Origin of the sequence: Algoriphagus sp. SE2 (assembly GCF_039563885.1) — a bacterium.
Classification (GTDB): Bacteria; Bacteroidota; Bacteroidia; order Cytophagales; family Cyclobacteriaceae; genus Algoriphagus.
This window is the reverse complement of the sequence record NZ_JBCLWJ010000001.1, coordinates 26,676-47,419: the sequence shown is the minus strand read 5'-3', so window position 1 is coordinate 47,419 and position 20,744 is coordinate 26,676. Positions and strand designations below refer to the sequence as shown.

At 37.1% G+C, this 20,744-nt stretch carries 17 protein-coding genes; 8 read left to right on the top strand and 9 right to left on the bottom strand.

Annotated elements, in window-relative coordinates:
• Position 1 precedes the first annotated feature (1 nt).
• Both AAGF08_RS00150 and AAGF08_RS00145 read left to right on the top strand, forming a co-directional pair.
• Entirely contained in the window at positions 2-979 is a 978-nt protein-coding gene (locus AAGF08_RS00150) for a type IX secretion system membrane protein PorP/SprF (protein ID WP_343508846.1), read from the top strand.
• 17 nt (positions 980-996) lie between these two features.
• The gene (locus tag AAGF08_RS00145; RefSeq protein WP_343508845.1) at positions 997-3,354 is read left to right on the top strand and encodes an OmpA family protein; all 2,358 of its coding nucleotides are present in this window, start codon (positions 997-999) and stop codon (positions 3,352-3,354) included.
• A gap of 105 nt (positions 3,355-3,459) precedes the next feature.
• Here AAGF08_RS00145 and AAGF08_RS00140 read toward each other — a convergent pair whose 3' ends face one another.
• From AAGF08_RS00140 to AAGF08_RS00115, 6 genes are all read right to left on the bottom strand, one after another.
• Positions 3,460-4,515, bottom strand: a complete 1,056-nt coding sequence (locus AAGF08_RS00140) for a hypothetical protein (protein ID WP_343508844.1) — start codon at positions 4,513-4,515, stop codon at positions 3,460-3,462.
• Positions 4,515-5,576, bottom strand: coding sequence for a cytochrome c peroxidase (locus tag AAGF08_RS00135; protein ID WP_343508843.1), 1,062 nt, complete (start codon positions 5,574-5,576; stop codon positions 4,515-4,517). The genes AAGF08_RS00140 and AAGF08_RS00135 overlap by 1 nt, the downstream gene beginning before the upstream one ends.
• Positions 5,577-5,613: 37 nt before the next feature.
• Entirely contained in the window at positions 5,614-6,336 is a 723-nt protein-coding gene (locus tag AAGF08_RS00130) for an MbnP family protein (protein WP_343508842.1), read from the bottom strand.
• Positions 6,337-6,345: 9 nt separating this feature from the next.
• Positions 6,346-7,464, bottom strand: coding sequence for a cytochrome c peroxidase (locus tag AAGF08_RS00125; RefSeq protein WP_343508841.1), 1,119 nt, complete (start codon positions 7,462-7,464; stop codon positions 6,346-6,348).
• A 44-nt stretch (positions 7,465-7,508) separates the two neighbouring features.
• Entirely contained in the window at positions 7,509-7,883 is a 375-nt protein-coding gene (locus AAGF08_RS00120; protein ID WP_343508839.1) for a hypothetical protein, read from the bottom strand.
• A 143-nt stretch (positions 7,884-8,026) separates the two neighbouring features.
• Entirely contained in the window at positions 8,027-9,346 is a 1,320-nt protein-coding gene (locus tag AAGF08_RS00115; RefSeq protein ID WP_343508838.1) for a peptidoglycan DD-metalloendopeptidase family protein, read from the bottom strand.
• 328 nt (positions 9,347-9,674) lie between these two features.
• Here AAGF08_RS00115 and aspS point away from each other — a divergent pair, with 328 nt between their 5' ends.
• Positions 9,675-11,426 (top strand): aspartate--tRNA ligase, encoded by a 1,752-nt coding sequence (aspS, locus tag AAGF08_RS00110; RefSeq protein ID WP_343508837.1) that lies wholly within the window; start codon positions 9,675-9,677, stop codon positions 11,424-11,426.
• A 101-nt stretch (positions 11,427-11,527) separates the two neighbouring features.
• On the opposite strand, the gene AAGF08_RS00105 is transcribed toward aspS, so the two are convergent.
• From AAGF08_RS00105 to AAGF08_RS00095, 3 genes are read right to left on the bottom strand one after another with little or no spacing between them, the layout of a single operon-like run.
• Entirely contained in the window at positions 11,528-11,857 is a 330-nt protein-coding gene (locus AAGF08_RS00105; protein WP_343509282.1) for a CPBP family intramembrane glutamic endopeptidase, read from the bottom strand.
• A 48-nt stretch (positions 11,858-11,905) separates the two neighbouring features.
• On the bottom strand, positions 11,906-12,130 hold the full coding sequence (locus tag AAGF08_RS00100; protein ID WP_343508836.1) for a DUF3820 family protein: 225 nt from the start codon (positions 12,128-12,130) through the stop codon (positions 11,906-11,908).
• Positions 12,131-12,174: 44 nt separating this feature from the next.
• Positions 12,175-12,864: a lysoplasmalogenase gene (locus AAGF08_RS00095; protein WP_343508835.1), complete on the bottom strand. Its 690-nt coding sequence runs from the start codon at positions 12,862-12,864 to the stop codon at positions 12,175-12,177.
• Positions 12,865-13,211: 347 nt separating this feature from the next.
• On the opposite strand from AAGF08_RS00095, the gene AAGF08_RS00090 reads away from it, so the two are divergent.
• The 5 genes from AAGF08_RS00090 (at position 13,212) to AAGF08_RS00070 (ending at position 20,743) form a co-directional block, all read left to right on the top strand.
• A complete protein-coding gene (locus AAGF08_RS00090) occupies positions 13,212-16,481 on the top strand; it encodes a carboxypeptidase regulatory-like domain-containing protein (protein WP_343508834.1) in 3,270 nt (1,089 codons plus the stop codon).
• An 81-nt stretch (positions 16,482-16,562) separates the two neighbouring features.
• A complete protein-coding gene (locus AAGF08_RS00085; protein ID WP_343508833.1) occupies positions 16,563-17,648 on the top strand; it encodes a DUF481 domain-containing protein in 1,086 nt (361 codons plus the stop codon).
• Positions 17,636-18,706 (top strand): DUF481 domain-containing protein, encoded by a 1,071-nt coding sequence (locus tag AAGF08_RS00080; protein ID WP_343508832.1) that lies wholly within the window; start codon positions 17,636-17,638, stop codon positions 18,704-18,706. Before AAGF08_RS00085 ends, AAGF08_RS00080 begins: the two co-directional genes overlap by 13 nt.
• A gap of 150 nt (positions 18,707-18,856) precedes the next feature.
• Positions 18,857-19,639, top strand: a complete 783-nt coding sequence (locus tag AAGF08_RS00075) for an alpha/beta hydrolase (protein ID WP_343508831.1) — start codon at positions 18,857-18,859, stop codon at positions 19,637-19,639.
• Positions 19,640-19,660: 21 nt separating this feature from the next.
• Complete coding sequence (locus AAGF08_RS00070; protein WP_343508830.1) at positions 19,661-20,743, top strand: efflux RND transporter periplasmic adaptor subunit; 1,083 nt, start codon at positions 19,661-19,663, stop codon at positions 20,741-20,743.
• The last annotated feature ends 1 nt before the right edge of the window (position 20,744 follow it).

The window sequence follows — 20,744 nt, the reverse complement described above, 5'->3', positions numbered from 1 at the left end:
TATGAGAATAGTTTTTAAAATTACGGGAATTGCTTTGGTGCTGGCTTTTTTGACCGGTGCGGGTTCGACTTTTGGACAGCAACTTCCTCAGTTCAGCCAGTACATGTTTAATGGGCTGCACATCAATCCTGGATATGCTGGATATAAGGGGGAGCCCTATATCCAAAGTACCTACCGGAGCCAATGGATAAATTTCCCCGGGGCACCTGAGACGTTCACTGTAACTGCTGATTTTGCTGCCAATGAAGGAAAAATGGGTTTTGGCTTTTCCCTGTTAAGTGATAATCTGGGTCCTACACGTACGACAAGTGGATTATTGACTTATGCATACCGAATCCAGACGGGCAAGAAGAGTTGGCTAGGACTGGGTGTGAGTGCCGGTGTGAGTGAGTATTCGATCGACGGGGACCTGTTGGATCCAAATGATTTTCCGGATTCAGAGATACCGATGGGTACAATTAACCTGTTTACACCGAATCTGAATACGGGTTTGTTTTTCCATAACGATAGGTTTTATGCAGGATTCAGTGTATTCAATATGATCGGAAAAAAGTCATTGGAGAGAGAAGATGTTGCTTTGGCATACCATGATTTCCACTATTACCTTACGGCCGGCTATATGTTTGATTTAGCAAGCAATGTCAGGTTAAAGCCGAGCTTTCTGATCAGGGAGATGAAAGGATCACCTATAAATTATGATTTGAACGCAATGTTTTTGTTTTATGACCGAATCTGGCTGGGAGGGAGTTTCCGGTCGAATATGAAGCTGGGAAAAAATAACCTTCCCGAGAATCTAAACCAAAGGAATGCGGTTGCGGCAATTATAGAGATCTTTGTGACGGAAAGACTGAGACTGGGGTATGCATATGATCATAGTTTAAATGTCCTCAGTGATTATAAGAACAACTCCCATGAGTTATCTGTAGGCTTTTACATGATTCCAAGAAAAGCAATAATGAATAATCAAAGATGGTTCTAAAGACGAAAAACATATGGATGATTCTGAGCATTGCTTCCTTGTTGATCTTTGGAATGACTGGAACACTAAAGGCTCAAAAAAGCAAAATACGCTATGCAGATTCTCTTATTTTAGAACAGAATTATAAGACTGCGATAGAGCTCTATCAAGAGGCATACGAACAGAAGCCAGAATACCCAACTGCTAAAAAGACGGCTCAGACCTATGAGCTTCTCCGGGACTATGACAATACCTATTTATGGTGGAAGAAAGTAGTAGATTATGAAGAATCTACTCCAGGGGATTTTATACAATTTTTGCGCTATGCCCAATTAACCGACCAGCTATCTGAGGCTCGGGACATTTTAGGTGCCAAAGGAATAGGGGCTGATAGCATCCAAGTTGAGGAACTTTTAAAAATTCAAAGTCCGAGAAAAGTGAAGCTTACAGGAGTAGAAGGATTGAATTCTACCGAGTCTGATTTTGGAATTACCCTGGATTCTGAAGGAAACAAATATTTTGTCTCTGATAGGGGAGGAACTTACATAGATGAGATGCCGGCAATTAGGATAGATGGCAGGAATAAGATTTTTAGCGAAGAGAAACAAAATTATACGGGACGCGAATATCTAAGCGTATATCGACAAAATACGGATGGGGAAGTGAAGGAAGTAGCCTCTAACATTCCTAATACCTATAATTTTTCGGACCCGAACTATGCTAAGGAAGCTGGTATTTTGTTTTATTCTGTCACAAGAGGCATCAAAAAAGTTAAGAAAAACCGAAATATTACTGTTCAGCCTGAAATCTATTACAGCAGGGTTAATGAGGATGGAGAATTGGAGGGATTTACTCCCGTCCCTTTTAATGATTCTATTGGGTATGCAGTGATGAATCCTTATATAGATGAGGAATCCAAACGTTTATATTTTACCTCAAACATGCCCGGGGGTATTGGAGGCTATGATCTATATTATTCAGCATATGATGATAATATGAACTTTAGTAGCCCGGTGAATTTAGGCCCTGAAGTGAATACCGTAGGAAATGAATCACATGCATTTCGTGAGGACAGTAAGTTTTATTTTAGTTCGACAGGTCATAAGGGGATGGGCGGAATGGATATCTTCGTGGCAGACTATTCTGAAAACAGCATTGATAATGTGAGGAATATGGGTGCTCCTGTGAATTCTGTGGCTGATGACTTTGCTTATATAGAAGTGATAAAAGAAGGAATGAAACCAGAAGTTTATCTCTCTTCCAACAGAAAAGGTGGTATAGGGCTGGATGATATTTATAGTGTTGAAGAGATTTATAAGCGTTTTTTAGCTCGTGTAGTAGATTGTGAAGGAATCTTGATAAATGATCCTTATGAAACAACTTTAAGAAATAAATCTCAAGATATAGAAGTACAAACTTCTATAGGAGCTGAAGGAGTTCTGCTTGCTGATTTGGAACCTGAGAGTGACTTTGGAATCAAGATTTCCAAATCAGGATACTTTAGCATAACAGATGAGGAAATCACCACTAGAGGTTTTGTTGGAGATACCTTGAAAAAGGAATATAAACTAATTCCTATCCCATATAAATTACCGGTTTATGTAGATATTGTATACTATGATTTAGATAAATTTCTAATCAGAGAAGATGCTAAGCCAATATTAGATAAGCTAGCCGAACTGATGAATCGATATTCATTCTTAGACCTTCTTGTAAGTTCATATACTGACGCTCGTGCAAGCGATGAGTATAATATGACCTTGTCTAAAGATCGGGCTAAAGCGGTAACAGACTATATGGCAAAACATAGTGTTTCAGCCAGTAGAATAAGATTGGAATGGTTTGGGGAAAAGAACTTGGTAAATGATTGTGGAGATGGCGTAGCATGTGCAGATTCAGAGCAGCAATTAAACAGAAGATCAGAATTGATTTTGGAAGCATTCTCTGATACTACCAAACAATATGAGATTCCTGAGGAGATGAAAGGGTCAGATTTTTGTGATCCAGAGGAATTGTTTAAGCAGATTCAGGATGTAATTGCGCAAATACCCACTGTATATTTCGATTTTGATAAAAGTATGCTGAGAAGCATTCATAAAAAGGAATTGGAAAGAACTGCCATCATGTTAAAGCGTATGCCGAATCTGAGACTTTATATTGAAGGACATGCCGATCAACGAGGTGAAGATAATTACAACCAAAAGCTTTCAGAAAGAAGAGCAGAGGCAGTGAAATCATATCTTCTTCACCGAGGTATTGAAGAAAATAGAATAGAGGAAACTTGGTTTGGAGAGAGCCGCCCGATCCATAATTGCAATGAGATTACTTGTACCCCCGCCATGCACCAACTAAATAGAAGAACGGAATTAAGAATTGGGAAGACGAATTTCAAATAATAAGCCAATTAGGTTTAATTTGAAAAGTCGAAATAGTATTAAGAAAGAACCAACTACAAAAAAAGGTGAGCTTAGGAATGAGCTTGCCTTTTACGTATTAACTATTTAGAGTTTAAAACTTCGTGTTAATCCAACACTTATTCTATGATCATTTAATATTTGGTTACCATTTAGCTTTTGACTAATTGGATACTGGTAAACCAAATTAAAAGTAGTTTGAGTGATATTAAGGTCAAGCCCTATTTGGGCAAACAGTATTTTTCCACCCGTTAGATCTTGTTTTTCATTAACCCACAAATCTTTATCTGAACCTTCATAATAAAAGCCTGCATTTGGGGCTAAAAGTAAGTTTTCGGCCGCGTTGAACTGATGGAAATAAATTCCATATGCATTAAAGCTTTTTCCCATTTGGTAATTTTGGGCACCTTCTGTGCTGAGCTGGTAACTTGCCCCAGCATTTATTCCCTGGTTGGTCAAAAACCACTGATAATTTATTCTTGGAATAAATGCAAATGCACCCTTCCCCGGCTGAATTATAGGATCATAATAGGAATTTGCTTCGTTGGTTGATTTTACTAATGCTTGTCCAGTTGGCAAATTAATTGCGATACCAGGACGGATTGTATGTCGAGCCTTTTGTTTATAAATCAGCCAGATGTAGTCACCAGCTAGCTTTAGATCTCCCCAACCTTGTACAAATAAAGTTGTGTCCCGACTTGGCTTTGGAAGGTCAAGATACTCTTGATAATAAATCTTGTTAAACTCATAAGGTAAGACTGCAGTTAAATTCCACTTGTTTTTAATCGTGATATTACCTCTGACCTCTATTGTTTGATATGTTTCGAAATCTTCTTTTGACTTGCTGACATATAGATTATTTCCCTCAGGTTCATGCATAATTGTTGGGTAATCGACGGGGGTAAATCCTAATGAAAGCTGTTGAGGGTAATTAATAATTGATTGTCCGTTTGGCGAGACTGCTGTATAACTTTTATAATCATTAAATCCCCGGTATCTGTAGAAAAGCCCAAAATAACTTTTGTTTTGGAGCAAGCTATATTCGAAGAAATTACAGCTATCACAGGCATGGCTTTTCTGAATTCCTAGAAATGAAAAACAGGTAAAACTTAGAAAGAATAATTTTTTGTGTGTTGATTTCATCAGTTGATTTGGCGATGATGTTTTTGAATAAAAGAAGAATCTGTAAGTGTGCCTAAAAATGCAATTAGGGCTTTTCTTTCAGATTCATTGAAATGAATACCTTCTTTGAGTTGGGGATCCAATGATTCATTAATTTTGATTCCATATTGATAATGATCTAGGACTTCTTCCAAAGTTGCAAACCTTCCGTCGTGCATATAAGGTGCGCTTAATGCAATATTCCGTAGTGTAGGAGTTTTGTATGCTCCCAGATCTTCAGGGTTTGACGTGATTCTATACCTTCCAAGATATAATCCTTCCAGACCAGGTGGATCTGGGTAAGTTTGATCTAATCCATTGTTATGATACGCTTCATCTGTGAAAAGGCCTTCTTTGTGACAGTTTGAACAGTTTTGTTGAAAAAGCTGATAGCCTCTCAGTTCAAACTCCGTAAAGGAAGCTTCTTGCTTTTTCCAATGGTCGAATTTTGAATCCTGCGAAATAAGAGATCTTACATATTGACTAATAGCCCGAGAAAGGGTAGCGCTTTGAATCTGTTCTTCTTCGAAAACTAAATCAAACTGTTTCTTGTATTCAGGATCATTTTCTAGATAGGTTATTATTGAATTGAGATCTGCTCCCATTTCATCTGGATGTGTAAGAGGCCCAAAATTCAGAGATTCCAAATCATGTGCTCCTCCATCCCAAAACAGACCGTCTTCCTGCCATGCTATATTGAAAATAACAGGAGAATGGCGATGCAAAGTATTTCCAGAAACTCCTTGATTAGTTAAGCTAATTCCGTCAGAAAATGCTAATTCTGTCTTATGACAGCTTGCACAGGAAACTTTTCCATTGCCAGAAATATTTGGGTCAAAGAATAATTTTTTTCCTAATTCAACTCCTTCTACTGAGAGGATATTCCGCTCAGGCTGAGGAAATCCAGTAACCTGTAGTGTGGAAGATAACTCAGGTAAATAATAATGGATTTCTTGCTTGGGTATCACCAGATCTTCATCCTGTGTACAGGCCGAAACAAAGGTAATTCCTAGTAATAAAAGAAGTTTAGAAACAGTTTTCATAAGAAAAACCGGGAACAAAAGCTCCCGGGAATTTAGATTACTTTATGGTGATAAACCCTTCAGAATAGTTCTCAGCGACTTTATCCGCCATCTCTCCAAACATGATCGTAGTGCTTTCCAACTCACTCAATAAAAGTGAGTTTGGATCTACAAATAATTCATCCAAATTAGTAACAAGAGAGATCGTAGTAGCTTTTCCTGCTTTTAACCCATTCACTGATTGGGTTATGGTTTTATAATTTGCATTAGTTCCGATATGCATTACCAATCCCTGTCTTTCTTCCGTTTTAGCATTTGTGAACTCACCTTCCAGTATCAGAAATTTATAGCCCGTGTTCCAGTTCCAAGCCATATCAGAATTAGGGTCTAAATCTCCAGTTTGATCTGTTTTACCATTTGCTATCTCATCTACTCCGATGGAAAAGGTGATTTGGTCATAGTTTGAGGTAGGGATCATCCCTAGATCTATACTTTTGTTTCCATCCTCACTGATTAAATGATAGCTATCTGATTCAACATAAATTTCTCCAGTTTTGGAGTTGGTTAACTTCACATTGGAAATATAATATTTGAATTTTTTGGGGGTAAATGACTCTCCTGAAGGAAGTGTAAAAGACTTTCCATTCAATTCCAATGGTTGTCCGCTAATTATATGGTCCAAGGAAATATCCACAGCCATGGTAGCAGGAACTTCATCCTCATTGCAAGAAGAGAATAACAATAAGGAAGAAAATAGGGCGGTATAAATAAGATTTTTCATTGCTTAGTTTTATTTAAAGGGGTCTGAAAATTTTGGATTGGTAATAAATTGTTGGTCTGTCAATGTTTTTAGAAAAGCGATAATTGCCTTTTTTTCATTTTCACTTAGATGCAACTTGACAGTTTCGGAATTTTCTGGAATCTCATTACTGGCTTCCAAAATCAATACATCCAGCGTACTACTTATTTGAATGTGGTCATTATAGTGGTCTAGGACTTCTTCCAAAGTCTGGAATCTCCCGTCATGCATATAAGGCGCAGTCAGTTCAATATTCCGTAATCCTGGGGCTTTGAATTTTCCGCGATCAAAAGAGTTCCCAGTTACTTTCATTAAGCCTAAAGGCAAGTTTTCTTCTGTATCTAAGCCGTTATTGTGGAATCCTGTAAAACCATTTGGGTCTCCTGCAGTCAGGAATCCCAGATGACAATCACCGCAATTTCCGCCTCGTAGTTGGAGTTTGGGATCAGGATGAGTGAAGAAAAGCTCAAGCCCTAATTCTTCCTCGGGACTAAGTTCTACTTCATTTCTGATCCAGGCATCAAACTTTGAATTGGCAGAAATTAACGTTCTCTGAAACTGAGCCAAGGCTTTACCGATGAGTTTGGGAGTGATTTCTTCCGTGCCGAAAGCATTTTCGAACAAACTGGGATACGTTGCATCAGCTTTTAAACGTGCCACAGCTTCTTCAATAGGAAGATTCATTTCACGTTTATCTTCGATTGGCTGAATCGCCTGGGATTCTAGCGTAGTTTCCCGACCATCCCAAAAGAATCGATTTTGCCAATGAAGATTGGATAATGACATCGCATTTTTATCGCCAATAGCGTCATTGACTCCAAAGCTAAATTTATTGCCATCAGTAAAGGCTTTTTGCTGCTGATGGCAGGAAGCACAGGAAACAGTGCCATCTGATGAAAGCTTTTTTTCATAGAAAAGCATTCGACCAAGTCGCACTCCTTCCTCTGTCAGTAGGTTATCGGCAGGCATGGCTACATTTCCAGGAAAATAATCCGGGGCATCCAGTGAAATTAAATTAGGTCCGGATTTAGGAGCCTCATCAATTTTGTCACAAGAAACGAAACCACACACGCACACCAACCCCAGCCAGGCAGGGAATTGAAATCGCATGATTTGTATTTTTTTATTTAAGAAATCTTGAACTGATCAAAAAATCACACTTTCGGAGGATGTTCGATTTCTTTAGATACGGTTTGGCCAAACCAATAATGATAAAAAGCTTTGTGAGCCAAGGGCTCAATGGTATTAATCGGATGGTTGACGAAAAAGGAAGAGTTTGGAATATAAACCCCAAAATCGGAATTAAAAGTAAATGCTGGTGTTGATTCCTGTCTTTCCTTTTCGGCTTTAATTTGATCTGCTAAGTAGCATTTTCCATCACACTCCAATTCAGGCATATCCTTGTTAACACAAAAATTTTCGATGATGTATCTCTGGTTGATCGTAAAACTTACTTTGATCACCGAATACACCATGCTGTTCATTAATAAGACAGCAGAAAGCCATATGTAGAGAGTGCTTTTCAGCATTTGGGCGAAACTATGAAAAATAAACTCTATGGTTTGTGACAAATATCATTTAATTAAAAGATTGTTGAAAACCTGCTTTAATTCCCCATAAAAGGAAAAGAGGCCTTTTAGAGCCTCTCTTCATTTTATTTTTTTAATGAAATTTAATCCACTTTAGCTTTAATCGTTGCGGCATTTGGGTTTACCTCTTTATCTGCCAATAGTTTTTTGGCTTCTCCAGGGTAATTAATATTTGCCAGCACTTGAAGAGATTCATATTTTTTCGAATCAAAAGCAGCTCTATTTGCGGCTAATATGGGTTCGGATGGTGGGATTTTTTCTCGAAGCCAATCCACTTGTTTGCCATGTTTCCAAAATCTAAAACACAAATGTGGTCCAGTTGCCAAACCTGTACTACCTACATATCCAATTACTTGACCTTGTTTAACACTCTGACCGGGTTTCAATCCAGAAGCGATTTTTGACATGTGTAGATATTGGGTTGTATAAGTCCCATTATGTTTGATTTTCACATAATTTCCGTTGGCAGAGGTATATCTTGCGTCTGTGACCACTCCATCTCCGACAGATCTGATCTCTGTTCCTTTGGCCGCCGCATAATCTGTCCCCAAGTGAGCTTTATATCGCTTTTGCACAGGATGAAATCTTCTCAGGTTATAGCGGGAGCTAATTCTTGTATATTTTACCGGGTCTCTCAAGAAAGCTTTTTTTAAGCTGTTTCCCTCCTGGTCAAAGAAATTCATTTCACCGTTTTGAACAAAGGGAATTGCGTGAAAAGGTTCTCCTCTGTGCTCGAAATATGCAAGTTTAATATCTCCAGCTCCAATCACATTTCCATCAATCATTTTTTCTTCAAAAACTACTTTAAACTTGTCACCTTTTTGAAGTGCACCAAAATCTACTGACCATCCATATAGATCTGCAAACTGATCAACAATATCATAGCTTATATTTTGCTTGCCCATATCAGAAGACAAGTTACTTTCTATAATTCCTGAAACTTCTCTTTGAATATATTCCACAGGCTTTTCTGCCTTGTAGATATTCAAAGAATCTAAATTGAAAACTACATATTCAGCAGGGTTTGGCTCATAAATAAAAAATTGGGCTTGAGCAGAATCTGAAGGAGTCAAAACTGTAAACTTCTTATTTGTGGCTATTCCTCGTACATCAAATACTTCCTTTGACTTTTTAGCGATCTCATCTATAATCTGATAAGGGACATTGAAAGGTGCCAAAATAGAAGCTAAAGTCTGATTTTTACTTACAGTACCCTCTACAATATTAAGGTCTGTTACATTGATACCATAGAGGAAGACATCTTGAGAAACTTCTTCAACAGCCAATTCCTCAGAATTTTCTGTTTCAATTTCTGGTGTTTTTGGACCGGTGAAATATTGGAAAAAAGCTGCAGCTACAAGTGTGAGAAGAACTGAAGCGGCAACAATCCATCTTTTATTCATTAATCTGTGATCTAATGGGACAATTAAATAACCTGTTAAGCAAGGAAAAAAGAGGGTATTTTCCAAGTTTTGGAAACACTTACTTTTATCATTTTTTAGCCAACTATAATTCCAACGAATTCAAAACAACAAATATTTGAGGATGAACTCTAATTTATTTTTTAAAATGCTAGTCCAAAGCCCTATAATTTTTGAGATTCTTTCAATGAAAGGTGTTATTTAAAATGCTTTTTTTAGAGATTTGACCAAACTGATAAGGAATCCCAAAAAGATGGTGGTGTACTCGACCTCAATTCTTTATCTTTGACCTCCCAAAAAAACTAATGACATGCTGAGGACGCATACGTGTGGCGAATTACGCCTGGAAAATATCAATCAAGAAGTAACTTTAGCTGGCTGGGTTCAGCGCGTAAGAAATAAAGGCGGGTTGATATGGGTTGACTTGAGAGATAGGTACGGAATCACTCAATTAATTTTTGAAGAGGATTCTTCTGAAAAAGAGCTCTTAGAGAAAGCGGCTGACTTAGGTAGAGAATTTGTCGTTCGAGCTACTGGAATTGTCATAGAGCGAACCTCAAAAAATGACAAAATCCCGACGGGTTCAATCGAGATCAAGGTCAGCAGACTTGATGTACTTAATGCAGCTAAAGTACCTCCATTTATAATTGAAGATGAAACCGATGGTGGAGATGAACTGAGAATGAAATACCGTTATCTGGACTTGAGAAGAAATGTAGTTAGAGAAAAACTTCAACTGCGTCATAAAATGATGCAAGAGACTCGAAAATACATGGACGCACAAAATTTCATTGAAGTTGAAACTCCTGTTCTGATCAAATCTACTCCGGAGGGAGCAAGAGATTTTGTGGTTCCAAGTCGCGTTAATCCAGGAGAATTTTATGCTTTGCCGCAATCTCCTCAAACATTTAAGCAATTGCTGATGGTTTCGGGATTTGATAGATACTTCCAAATCGTGAAATGTTTCAGAGATGAAGACCTCAGGGCGGATCGTCAGCCAGAATTTACACAGATTGACTGTGAAATGGCTTTTGTGGAGCAAGAGGACATTTTATCCACATTTGAAGGTTTGACTAAACATCTTTTCGCCAATGTAAAAGGAGTGGAGCTGGAGGAAGTAAAGCGAATGACATTTGCGGATGCCATGAAATACTATGGCAACGATAAACCTGATCTTCGTTTTGACATGAGATTTGTCGAGTTAAATAATTTGGCAAAAGGTAAAGGTTTTGGGATTTTTGATAATGCTGAACTTGTAGTAGGGATTTGTGCCAAGGGGGCAGCAGAATATACTAGGAAGCAATTGGACGCGCTTACTGACTGGGTGAAAAGACCGCAGATTGGTGCAAAAGGAATGATATATGCCAAATACAATGCCGATGGTACTATTAAATCAACGGTAGATAAATTTTACTCTCAAGAGGATCTTCAGGGTTGGGCTAGTGCTTTCAATGCAGAACCAGGGGATTTGATGTTGATCCTAAGTGGAGATGCCGGAAAAGTTAGAAAGCAACTTTCGGAGCTTCGTCTAAAAATGGGTGAAGATCTTGGTCTTCGGGATAGAAATGTTTTTAAACCTCTATGGGTAGTAGACTTTCCATTGTTGGAATGGGATGAAGAAACTAATCGATTCCATGCCATGCACCATCCATTTACTTCGCCAAAAACCGAAGATATCGCCTTGTTGGATTCTGATCCAGGAGCTGTACGTGCTAATGCCTATGATTTAGTTATTAATGGTGTGGAAATAGGCGGTGGATCTATCCGTATCCACGATAGAACAACGCAACAATTGATGTTCAAGCATCTTGGATTTACAGAAGAAGAAGCCCAAAATCAGTTTGGGTTTTTGATGGAAGCATTCGAGTATGGAGCTCCTCCACATGGTGGTATTGCATTTGGTTTTGATCGACTTTGTGCGATTTTTGGAGGATCTGATTCCATTAGAGATTATATAGCATTCCCAAAAAATAATTCAGGAAGAGATGTCATGATAGACTCACCAAGTAGCATCGCAGATGAGCAACTCAAAGAGTTATCGATTTTGGTAAACTTGAAATAAAAAGGAAAGAGGCTTCGGCCTTTTTTTTGTTTTGAGTTTAATTTCTAAGCGTTCAAATGGTTTTGTCAGAAATGGATCAATACCAGATTAATAATGCTCAATCAATAGCTGATTTTGAAAAAGGAACTGATAGAGGGCAAAATATCAATCGCCCAATGGACAAGTATAAACAAAGGTAAATTACGGTAGCGCATCCAATGCCAACCAAAGAATGTTCCCACAATAAGGACCGGAATTCCAGTACCCATTAAAACTGAAGATAGATCGCCAGCTGTTCCATCTACCCCATCAGCAAGAAAAAATCTACTGGGAATATACCAAGCGGTAAATAATATGCCCGAAATAAAAATGGCTGCGAGTGGATGAATCAATTTTTCTAATCTGGTTTGGAGAAATCCTCTAAAAAATAATTCCTCCGGAATACCTGCTATGAAGAGAGGCAGCTAAAAGTTACAACAAAAAGAAATTATCTATCAAAATCAGATAGGGTTGAAATTCTTCCGTAGCTCCCTTAAGATGCCTTCGAGTCCGTTTAAGCGGATTTCATAAAGCGTGTGAAGCCACATTCCGAGCTTTCCTTCAGGAAACCCTTGGCCATGCATCCAAACCAAATAATGTTCTGGAATATCACAAAGAAGTCGGCCTTTGTATTTGCCATAAGGCATTCTCTTGGTTACTAAATCGATTAGGATTTGTTTGTCCATTTTAATGATAATAGGAGCTTTTTAAAATTATCTTCAGAGAATGATTATTGAGGTTGAATTAAATGACTCCGAATTCCCATCACAATTAATAACTGTGCAACAGCATAAGTTCCCATGATTAAAATTCCTGCTTCAGGAAACCCAAGATAGAACCGATCAATGGCTAGAATTCCATCAGAAATAAAAAATAGGATGGCACCAATCATCACCTGCCAAAAACTGGAGGGATGAGATTTTCCAAATCGTTCTCTGGCCGTAGTGACCATCGAAACGATGACAATCACATAAATAATTACGGGAGCCTTTAAGACTCCCAAATTAGGCTGGATCAGATAATAGACAAATGCCGCAAGGATGTAAAAAGGGAGATTATAAAAGAAGGTTTTGATAAAATTCACCTGACCAATATGTCCTGGGTTTTTCTGAGCGACTTTAAAAGCTATGATATAGCAAACATGAGCGATTAAGAATGCTCCCAAACCAAAAGCAAATAGTTGGGACCATAACAAAAGAATATCTCCAATCCACGAAAATACTAAAGCCCCTAAAACAGATTTGGTTAGCAAAGTGCTGGCGATTGGTTTGGTGATCATGTAGAAATAAAGGATCAATCCCAATAAAATCAATGGTTTAGAGTAAAATCTAAGCTCAGAATTTGATTCCAATAAAAAGACTAAATCTGCTAGAGTTGCTAGTAAAAACAGATAAAGCCAAGCAAAGTTCTTATTTCTCAACGTGTATGATATTTTGATTTTTTTTAAAAGAGCAAAGTAAGGAATCGTTAAATCGTCAAAAAACAAAATCCAATTGAGGTTTTTGAACAAACGATGAATTCCAGAGTTTACCCATAAAATAGAAAATATTGTAAAATTCAGTTTTAAAATTTGACTATTTTATAATGGAATGAAAGTTTTTTTGCCGTTTAAAGAATTTTATTTGCGCTTATATATTATTTTTTTTGTTAAAAATTGTGAAATTCGCGTGTCAAAAAATAACAGTAACTACCCAAGATTGCCAAAAGGTCATTTTACTTTTGCAAGGAAAAATTTTAAAACCAACTTAAACAAAAAACCAATTTATTATGAGGCAAAATTTACTTAAAAATTTATTGTCTTTGATATTCATGGTGATGAGCACAGGGTTAGCCTTTTCTCAAGGCGTGACAACAGCTAATATCCAAGGGAATGTTATTGACGAAACGGGAGAGTCGCTTCCAGGAGCAAATATTGTGGCTACTCATGAGCCATCAGGTACCCGATATGGGGCTGTAAGTAATTTAGAAGGTCGATTTGTTCTTCCAAACATGCGTGTTGGTGGGCCTTATACAGTAGTAGTATCTTTTGTTGGGTTTGAAGAAAGAACGTTTGACGGGATTGTTTTGGGATTGGGTTCTACTTACACATTAAACGTTCAGCTATCTGATGGGATGGAATTGGATCTTGTGGAAGTTATAGCAAGTAAAGATGCTATTATGAATTCAGACAGAACCGGAGCGGCATTAAACTTAAATAATGATAAGATTAATTCACTTCCGACTGTCAATAGAAGTATCAATGATTTCACAAGATTGACACCTCAATCAAATGGGACTTCATTTGCAGGTACTTCCAGCAGATTCAACAATTATACAATTGACGGAAACATCTACAACAATAACTTCGGTCTTGGTTCAGGACAATTTGCAGGTGCTAATCCTATTTCATTAGATGCAATCGAAGAAGTTCAGGTAAACCTTGCACCATTTGATGTGCGTCAAGCTGGTTTCACAGGAGCTTCAGTAAATGCAATCACAAAGTCAGGAACAAATGATTTCTCTGGATCAGCTTATTATTTTCTGAGAAATGATCAAATGATTGGAGATAAGGTAGGAGATACTCGTCTTAATGTTGGTGATTCCAAAAATGAGATTTCTGGTTTTAGATTGGGAGGCCCAATTATAAAAAATAAAGTGTTCTTCTTTGTTTCTTATGAGAAAGAGACTGAAGCAGTTCCAAGTTTTACAAAAGTTGCTTCTAGACCTGGTCTAGAACCTGATGGGTTGACGGTATCTAGAGTTCCCTCTTCACAGTTGGATTTTGTTCGCGATAGACTTTCTGAATTATATGGATACGAGGCTGGACCTTATGAAAATTATGCCTTTGCATCTGAGCAAGAAAGATTCAATGCCAGATTAGACTGGAACCTCAATGATAACCACAAAGTATCTATCCGATATAATAATTATACAGCGTTTACGGATGTGCCAACAAATGGCAACTCGGTAAGATATATTTCAACTAGATATAGAAATACAAGAAGAACAGGCATTGAAGCCATGAACTTCAGAAATGCCAACTATACCAATGATAGGAAAGTACAATCTTGGGTTGCAGAAGTGAATTCAAGAATAGGCGCTAATATGTCGAATCAGATTAACATTGGATACACTTCTATAACAGACCCCAAAAGAGGTATTCCTGGCGGACAAGATTTCCCATTTATTGAAGTAATGGAGCCTGATGCATCTGGTAACTTACTTTACTATATGTCTATGGGTAATGAATTGTATACTGTCGGGAATCTATTGGAAAATAATATTTTTAATTTCACTGATAATTTCTCCATCTACAAAGGAAATCATACTTATACTTTTGGGGTTAATTTTGAATACATGACATTCAAAAATGCATTTAACCCTGTCTTTAACGGGTTCTATAGATTTAACTCCTATGATGACTTTGTTGCGACTGTAATTGATAGAACTCCTGGTACTTATCCTGAAGCATTTGCCAAAGGCTATGCTTTGGATGGTTCAACCACACCACCTGTTGACAATACTAATTTTGGTCAGTTTGGTGTTTATGTTCAGGATGAGTTTCAGATTACTCAAAATTTGAAAGTTACTGGTGGATTGAGAATCGATTTTCCTTTCTATCCAATTGATATTCCATCAAACGACTTATTGGATGATTTGAATAAGACTTTTGAAACTCCTGATGGAACAATCACTCCAGACGTGAGCCAGTTTCCAAAGGTAAACCCACTTTGGTCTCCAAGAGTAGGCTTTAACTGGGATGCTAAAGGTGACAGAACGACCCAAGTAAGAGGTGGAACAGGTGTATTTTCAGGAAGAATTCCTTTTGTTTGGTTGTCTAATCAAGTAAATGGATCGGGCGTAGTAAGAGGTGGATTAGGTTATGAAGGTCAAGATGTAGTAGATGCTTTGGGTCCAAATTATGTATTTAATCCTGATGTGACTTTTGGAAATCCTGAAAACCCAGGTCAATCGCTTTCCAATGAATTGAACCTAACTGACAGAAACTTTAAGCTTCCACAAGTTTGGAGATCTAATTTAGCTGTTGATCAAGTATTACCTTTTGGTATTATTGGAACCTTGGAATTCATTTACTCGAAGGATGTTTCAACGCCTATCGCGTATAACCCAGTCGTAAGAACTCCTGATGGAACTCTTTCAGGTCCTGATCAGAGACCTTATTGGAATAATACAAACTATTCTAGTGATTCAGATTTTAGAAATGTTTTCTATCTGACGAATGCCCAAAGAAGAGCTGATTACTATTCACTTACTGCACAATTGCAAAAGCAGTTTGAAAATGGATTTTCTGTAATGGCTGCATATACCAGATCTAGATCAAGAGATTTAGATGCTTCAAGCGGATCTCAAGCTATTTCATTGTGGCCTGCGACAGTTGCTTCTGATAGAAATGATCCGGAATTAAGTTTTGCAGGTTTTGATATTCCTAATAGAGTTATTGCTAATCTTTCTTATCAGACTGATAACACAACGATATCTTTATTCTATGAGGGATCTGATGCTGGAAGATTCTCGTATGCCTATTCTGGAAATTTCGGAGATGCTTCAAATAGGTTAATGTACATCCCTAATAACGCGAATGAATTGGCTTTCGAAGAATTTACGATTGATGGAAGAACAATTACAGCAGCTGAGCAAGCTCAATTATTAGATGCCTATATAGATCAAGATGATTATTTAAGTGAAAATAGAGGTAGGATTGCAGAGAGAAACGGAGCATTAAGACCGTTTGTAAACCGTTTTGATTTCAGAATAACTGAGGACCTTGTGCTTTCTAAAGATAAGAAGAACAGACTTCAGCTTTCGGTTGATATCTTGAATATTGGAAACATGTTCAACTCCTCATGGGGTATCCAGAAATTTGCATTTCAGGACAACTTGTTAAACTTCAGAGGTGTAAATGCCGCTGGACAGCCTGAGTATAGATTGAACACGATTCCTGGAACTAGTAATTTCCCAACTGAAACGTTCAGAACCACAACTTCAATAGGTGATACTTGGAGAATGCAGGTTGGCGTTCGATATATATTCAATTAATTAACACATCTTACTTTTCGAAAAAGCATCCTTTTAAGGATGCTTTTTTTATTTTGCAGGGAATTTTAAATCGTCAAAGCAATGAATGTTAATCTACTAAAGAGAAGTTTTTACTTGATTTTACTTTTTGGTATGGGAACTTTTTTCTCTGTAAATGGTCAAACAGATACTTTGATTCTAAATAATAAGGATCTTATTATCGGAGAAATAAAAACTATGGATAAGGGGGTATTAACCATTGAAACGGACTACAGTGATTCGGATTTTAAGATTACTTGGACGGGAATTTCACAGGTTTTCTCAAAAGCCAAATACCTGATCACACTTTCTAATGGTAAGCGTTATAACGGGACCATTAATAGTATAGATAACGAAACAATCGAAATAGACACGTATGATCCAGACTATATTCTCTCTCTTCGTAAAAAGAAATCCAATACAGAAGATATTGGTGGAGGAAAGATTTCTGTTGCAATAGCAGATATAGTTTACCTCAATGCCCTTGATGATGGCTTTTGGAGTAGGCTTTCCGCTAATATTGACTTGGGTTGGAGTCTAACTCGAGCTAATAATCTGAGGCAGTATAACGTGAGAAGTGGGTTAGGTTATTTGGCTGACCGTTGGAAGGTAAATGCCACATATAATACTCTGAGATCTAATCAAGACAATGTCGATCCGGTAAAAAGAACTGATGCAGATTTTACCTATAATTACTTTCTTCCGAAGGACTGGTTCTTACTTTATGATATTACTTTCTTGTCGAATACGGAACAGTTGATAAAGTTGAGAACAGGTAATAAAGTCGGTTTTGGTAAATATGTGATCCATACAAATAGGACTTATTTTGGTTTCCAGACTGGACTCAACTTTAACAATGAAGTTTATTTAGACGATAGTCCATCTAGAAAAACAGGGGAAGCATTTATAGGTTCTGAACTTAACTTGTATGACATCGGTGATTTAAGTCTTTATAGTCAAGTAGTAGCCTATCCCAGTATTTCAGACTGGGGAAGATTTAGAACTGATTTTCGGCTTGATGTGAAATATGAGTTCTTTTCAGACTTTTATGTGAAAATGGGTACTACACTGAATTACGATAATAGGCCAGTTGAAGGAGCAACAACAACGGATTATATTTTCCAGACCACTGTTGGATGGAGTTTGTAGCAAAGAAGATTCGATTTTTCCTAGTAATTCTTCTTTTACATGGTTTTTGTTTGACTCTAAATGCACAAAATGATACGCTGAGACTATCAAACGAGGATCTAATTGTAGGTAAAATTTCTTATTTGGATAAAGGAATTCTCTATATAAAGACTGTTTACTCCAATGTAGATATTCAGGTAAAATGGAAAGAAGTTAGTTCTCTTCAGACCACAAATCAGTTTTTTATCACGTTGGAAAATGGTGAAAGACTTGTGGGTAATATTAATTCGATTTCAAAGGATTCCATCCAAATTTCAGTAGTGAATCCGAGTGCAAGAATTCTAAAAGTGATTTCACTTGACGAGAAAAATCGATTTTTGATAGAAAAGGAGGAATTGGTTTTACTTAATGAAATCAATGAATCATTTGCAAGTAGGTTTAATGGAGATATTAGTCTCGGATTTAATATTGCTAGATCCAATAGACTTAGGCAGTTTTCTGTATTAAGTCATTTAAATTATAATGGGAGTAAATGGGGGTTTTATTTAACTTTTAATGCAATCCGCTCTATTCAGGAATCGACCAATGCCATTAAAAGGTACCAAGCAAGTGGGGCATTCGTTTTATTTCTTCCAAATGATTGGTTTTTAATTGGTTCAGAAAACTTACTAAGTAATACGCAGCAATTAATCAGGCTGAGGGCAAATACAATTGTCGGTTTCGGAAAATATCTCATTCATACCAATCACTCTTATTGGAATATCCAGGCTGGAATCAACAATAATAACGAAGATTTTTTGAGTGATCTACCTTCAAATCAGAGCTTTGAAGCTATTTTGGGAACGGATTTCAATTTCTTCGATGTTGGTGTTTTTAACTTTACCGGTTCTTGGGTTTACTATAAAAGCTTTTCTGAGAAAGGCCGTAACAGATCTGATGCAAGTTTTAATGTTAGATATAATTTTGTTGAGGATTTCTTTTTGAAAGTAGGTATATCCATGAACTATGATAATATGCCTACTTTTGGTGCTAGTGATTTTGATTATGTTATTCAAAGTACCTTAGGTTGGAAATTTTAAGTTTTTTAACTATTCGCAAAATAAAACATCACCTTTTTTCTCCATTGATGGGGAAGATTTGCCTCCAGTATCTTTTATCTCATTAAACTTAAAAATCTGATTTAAATTAGGCATTCGACAACCTTTGAACAAACTTGGTGTTTTAACTTTATGCTATATAGTAAAAGGTATATTCATCCAAGCAGCAAAGAATGGGTAGTCTTCATTCATGGCGCTGGTGGATCTTCAGTAGTATGGTTCAAGCAGCTGAAGGATTTTCGTGAGCATTTTAATATAATGCTTATTGATTTGCGAGGGCATGGTAAGTCTGCAGATGTTCATCAAGCTATTTGGGAAGAAGAATATACGTTTGAGGAGATCACAAAGGATATTATTGAAGTCTTGGACTATTGGAAAATCCCTCCAGCACATTTTGCAGGGGTTTCTTTGGGGACAATTCTAGCAAGAAATCTTGCTGAAATTGAGCCGCAACGAGTGAAGTCGTTGGTATTAGCAGGAGCTATTACCCGTTTAAATATCCAATCCAGGTTTTTGGTTTTCTTGGGGAACACATTTAAAAAGGTAATTCCTTATATGTGGTTATACAGTTTGTTCGCATTCATAATTATGCCTAGAAAGCAACATTCTGAGTCAAGAAATCTGTTTATCAATGAAGCCAAAAAGCTTTGCCAAAAAGAGTTTATTCGTTGGTTTAAACTGACTAAAGATATAAACCCTCTTTTGAAATATTTTAAAGAAAAATCAATTGATATACCAACACTGTATGTGATGGGAGATCAAGACATAATGTTTCTAGAACCAGTAAAAAAAATAGTTCAAGAACATAAATATTCGATGTTAAAAATCGTGGAGAAATGTGGTCATGTAGTTAACGTGGAGCAACCAAAACGATTCAATAAATATGCTTTAGCATTTATTCAAGGAGAAAACTAAAAAGGAGTACTTTCATTATTTATGAAAAACCAGACTAAGATTATCCTGATTGTCGGGATTATCGTTATCATTATCGCTGCTTTCTTATATCCTAGATTGGATAAAAGAAATTCTAATGAATCCAGTGTAGCATCATCTGGGGCTGGTCCTGGCGCCCCCTCAGCTTTGCCAGTAAAAGTTGTAAAACTCCAAAAGGAAACACTTAGAAATCAACTTTCAGTCACTGGTACTATTCTTCCAAATGAATCCGTAGACTTAAGAACAGAGGTTTCAGGTTTGGTTACCAAGATAGCCTTTAAAGAAGGTCAATATGTTACCAAAGGCACTCCACTGGTTTACTTAAATGACGATGAATTACAAGCTCAATTTCAGAGGTTGGAGTACACACAAAAGCTTTTTGAGAGTCAGGAAAACAGGCAGAAACAATTATTGGCAAGAGAAGCTATCAGCCAAGAAGAGTATGATATTGTTTTAAACCAATACAATACAACACTTTCAGATTTGAAATTAGTGGAGGCTCAATTGTCAAAAACAGTAGTTAGAGCTCCTTTTAATGGTATTTTGGGATTAAGACAAGTTAGTGAAGGAAGTGTGATTGGCACAAACGATGTGATTGCCAATTTTGTAAATATAGATCCAATAAAAATTGAGTTTTCTATTCCTGAAAGGTATGCCAACCAAGTTTCTGTAGGTTCTGAGATTTATTTTACAAACGAATCATCTCCTGAAGAGGTGAAGGGAAAAGTTTATGCATTTGAACCACAAGTTGATGCAGCGACAAGAACCTTGAAGCTAAGAGCAGAAAGCCCAAACAAAGAGAAAAAATTCTTGCCTGGAATGTTCGTCAGAATTCGATTTGTTTTAGGTCAAATAGAGAATGCATTGATGGTACCTTCAGAGTCCGTTATTCCGGAATTACAAGGTTACAAAGTTTTTGTAGTTGGTGCCGGTAATAAAGCTGAAGAAAGAACAGTTGAAATTGGTACACGGACAGATACCCATGTTCAGATATTGAGTGGTCTGGATGAGGGAGATCTGGTATTTACCACTGGTGTCTTACAAGCTAGACAGGGATCCCCTGTAGAGTATACTCAAATCAACTAAT

Excerpts from the sequence above, each read along its gene's own strand:
- AAGF08_RS00150 (WP_343508846.1), top strand. The coding sequence starts at position 2 with ATGAGAATAGTTTTTAAAATTACGGGAATTGCTTTGGTGCTGGCTTTT.
- AAGF08_RS00145 (WP_343508845.1), top strand. The coding sequence starts at position 997 with ATGATTCTGAGCATTGCTTCCTTGTTGATCTTTGGAATGACTGGAACA.
- AAGF08_RS00140 (WP_343508844.1), bottom strand. The coding sequence starts at position 4,515 with ATGAAATCAACACACAAAAAATTATTCTTTCTAAGTTTTACCTGTTTT.
- AAGF08_RS00135 (WP_343508843.1), bottom strand. The coding sequence starts at position 5,576 with ATGAAAACTGTTTCTAAACTTCTTTTATTACTAGGAATTACCTTTGTT.
- AAGF08_RS00130 (WP_343508842.1), bottom strand. The coding sequence starts at position 6,336 with ATGAAAAATCTTATTTATACCGCCCTATTTTCTTCCTTATTGTTATTC.
- AAGF08_RS00125 (WP_343508841.1), bottom strand. The coding sequence starts at position 7,464 with ATGCGATTTCAATTCCCTGCCTGGCTGGGGTTGGTGTGCGTGTGTGGT.
- AAGF08_RS00120 (WP_343508839.1), bottom strand. The coding sequence starts at position 7,883 with ATGCTGAAAAGCACTCTCTACATATGGCTTTCTGCTGTCTTATTAATG.
- AAGF08_RS00115 (WP_343508838.1), bottom strand. The coding sequence starts at position 9,346 with ATGAATAAAAGATGGATTGTTGCCGCTTCAGTTCTTCTCACACTTGTA.
- aspS (WP_343508837.1), top strand. The coding sequence starts at position 9,675 with ATGCTGAGGACGCATACGTGTGGCGAATTACGCCTGGAAAATATCAAT.
- AAGF08_RS00100 (WP_343508836.1), bottom strand. The coding sequence starts at position 12,130 with ATGGACAAACAAATCCTAATCGATTTAGTAACCAAGAGAATGCCTTAT.
- AAGF08_RS00090 (WP_343508834.1), top strand. The coding sequence starts at position 13,212 with ATGAGGCAAAATTTACTTAAAAATTTATTGTCTTTGATATTCATGGTG.
- AAGF08_RS00085 (WP_343508833.1), top strand. The coding sequence starts at position 16,563 with ATGAATGTTAATCTACTAAAGAGAAGTTTTTACTTGATTTTACTTTTT.
- AAGF08_RS00080 (WP_343508832.1), top strand. The coding sequence starts at position 17,636 with ATGGAGTTTGTAGCAAAGAAGATTCGATTTTTCCTAGTAATTCTTCTT.
- AAGF08_RS00075 (WP_343508831.1), top strand. The coding sequence starts at position 18,857 with ATGCTATATAGTAAAAGGTATATTCATCCAAGCAGCAAAGAATGGGTA.
- AAGF08_RS00070 (WP_343508830.1), top strand. The coding sequence starts at position 19,661 with ATGAAAAACCAGACTAAGATTATCCTGATTGTCGGGATTATCGTTATC.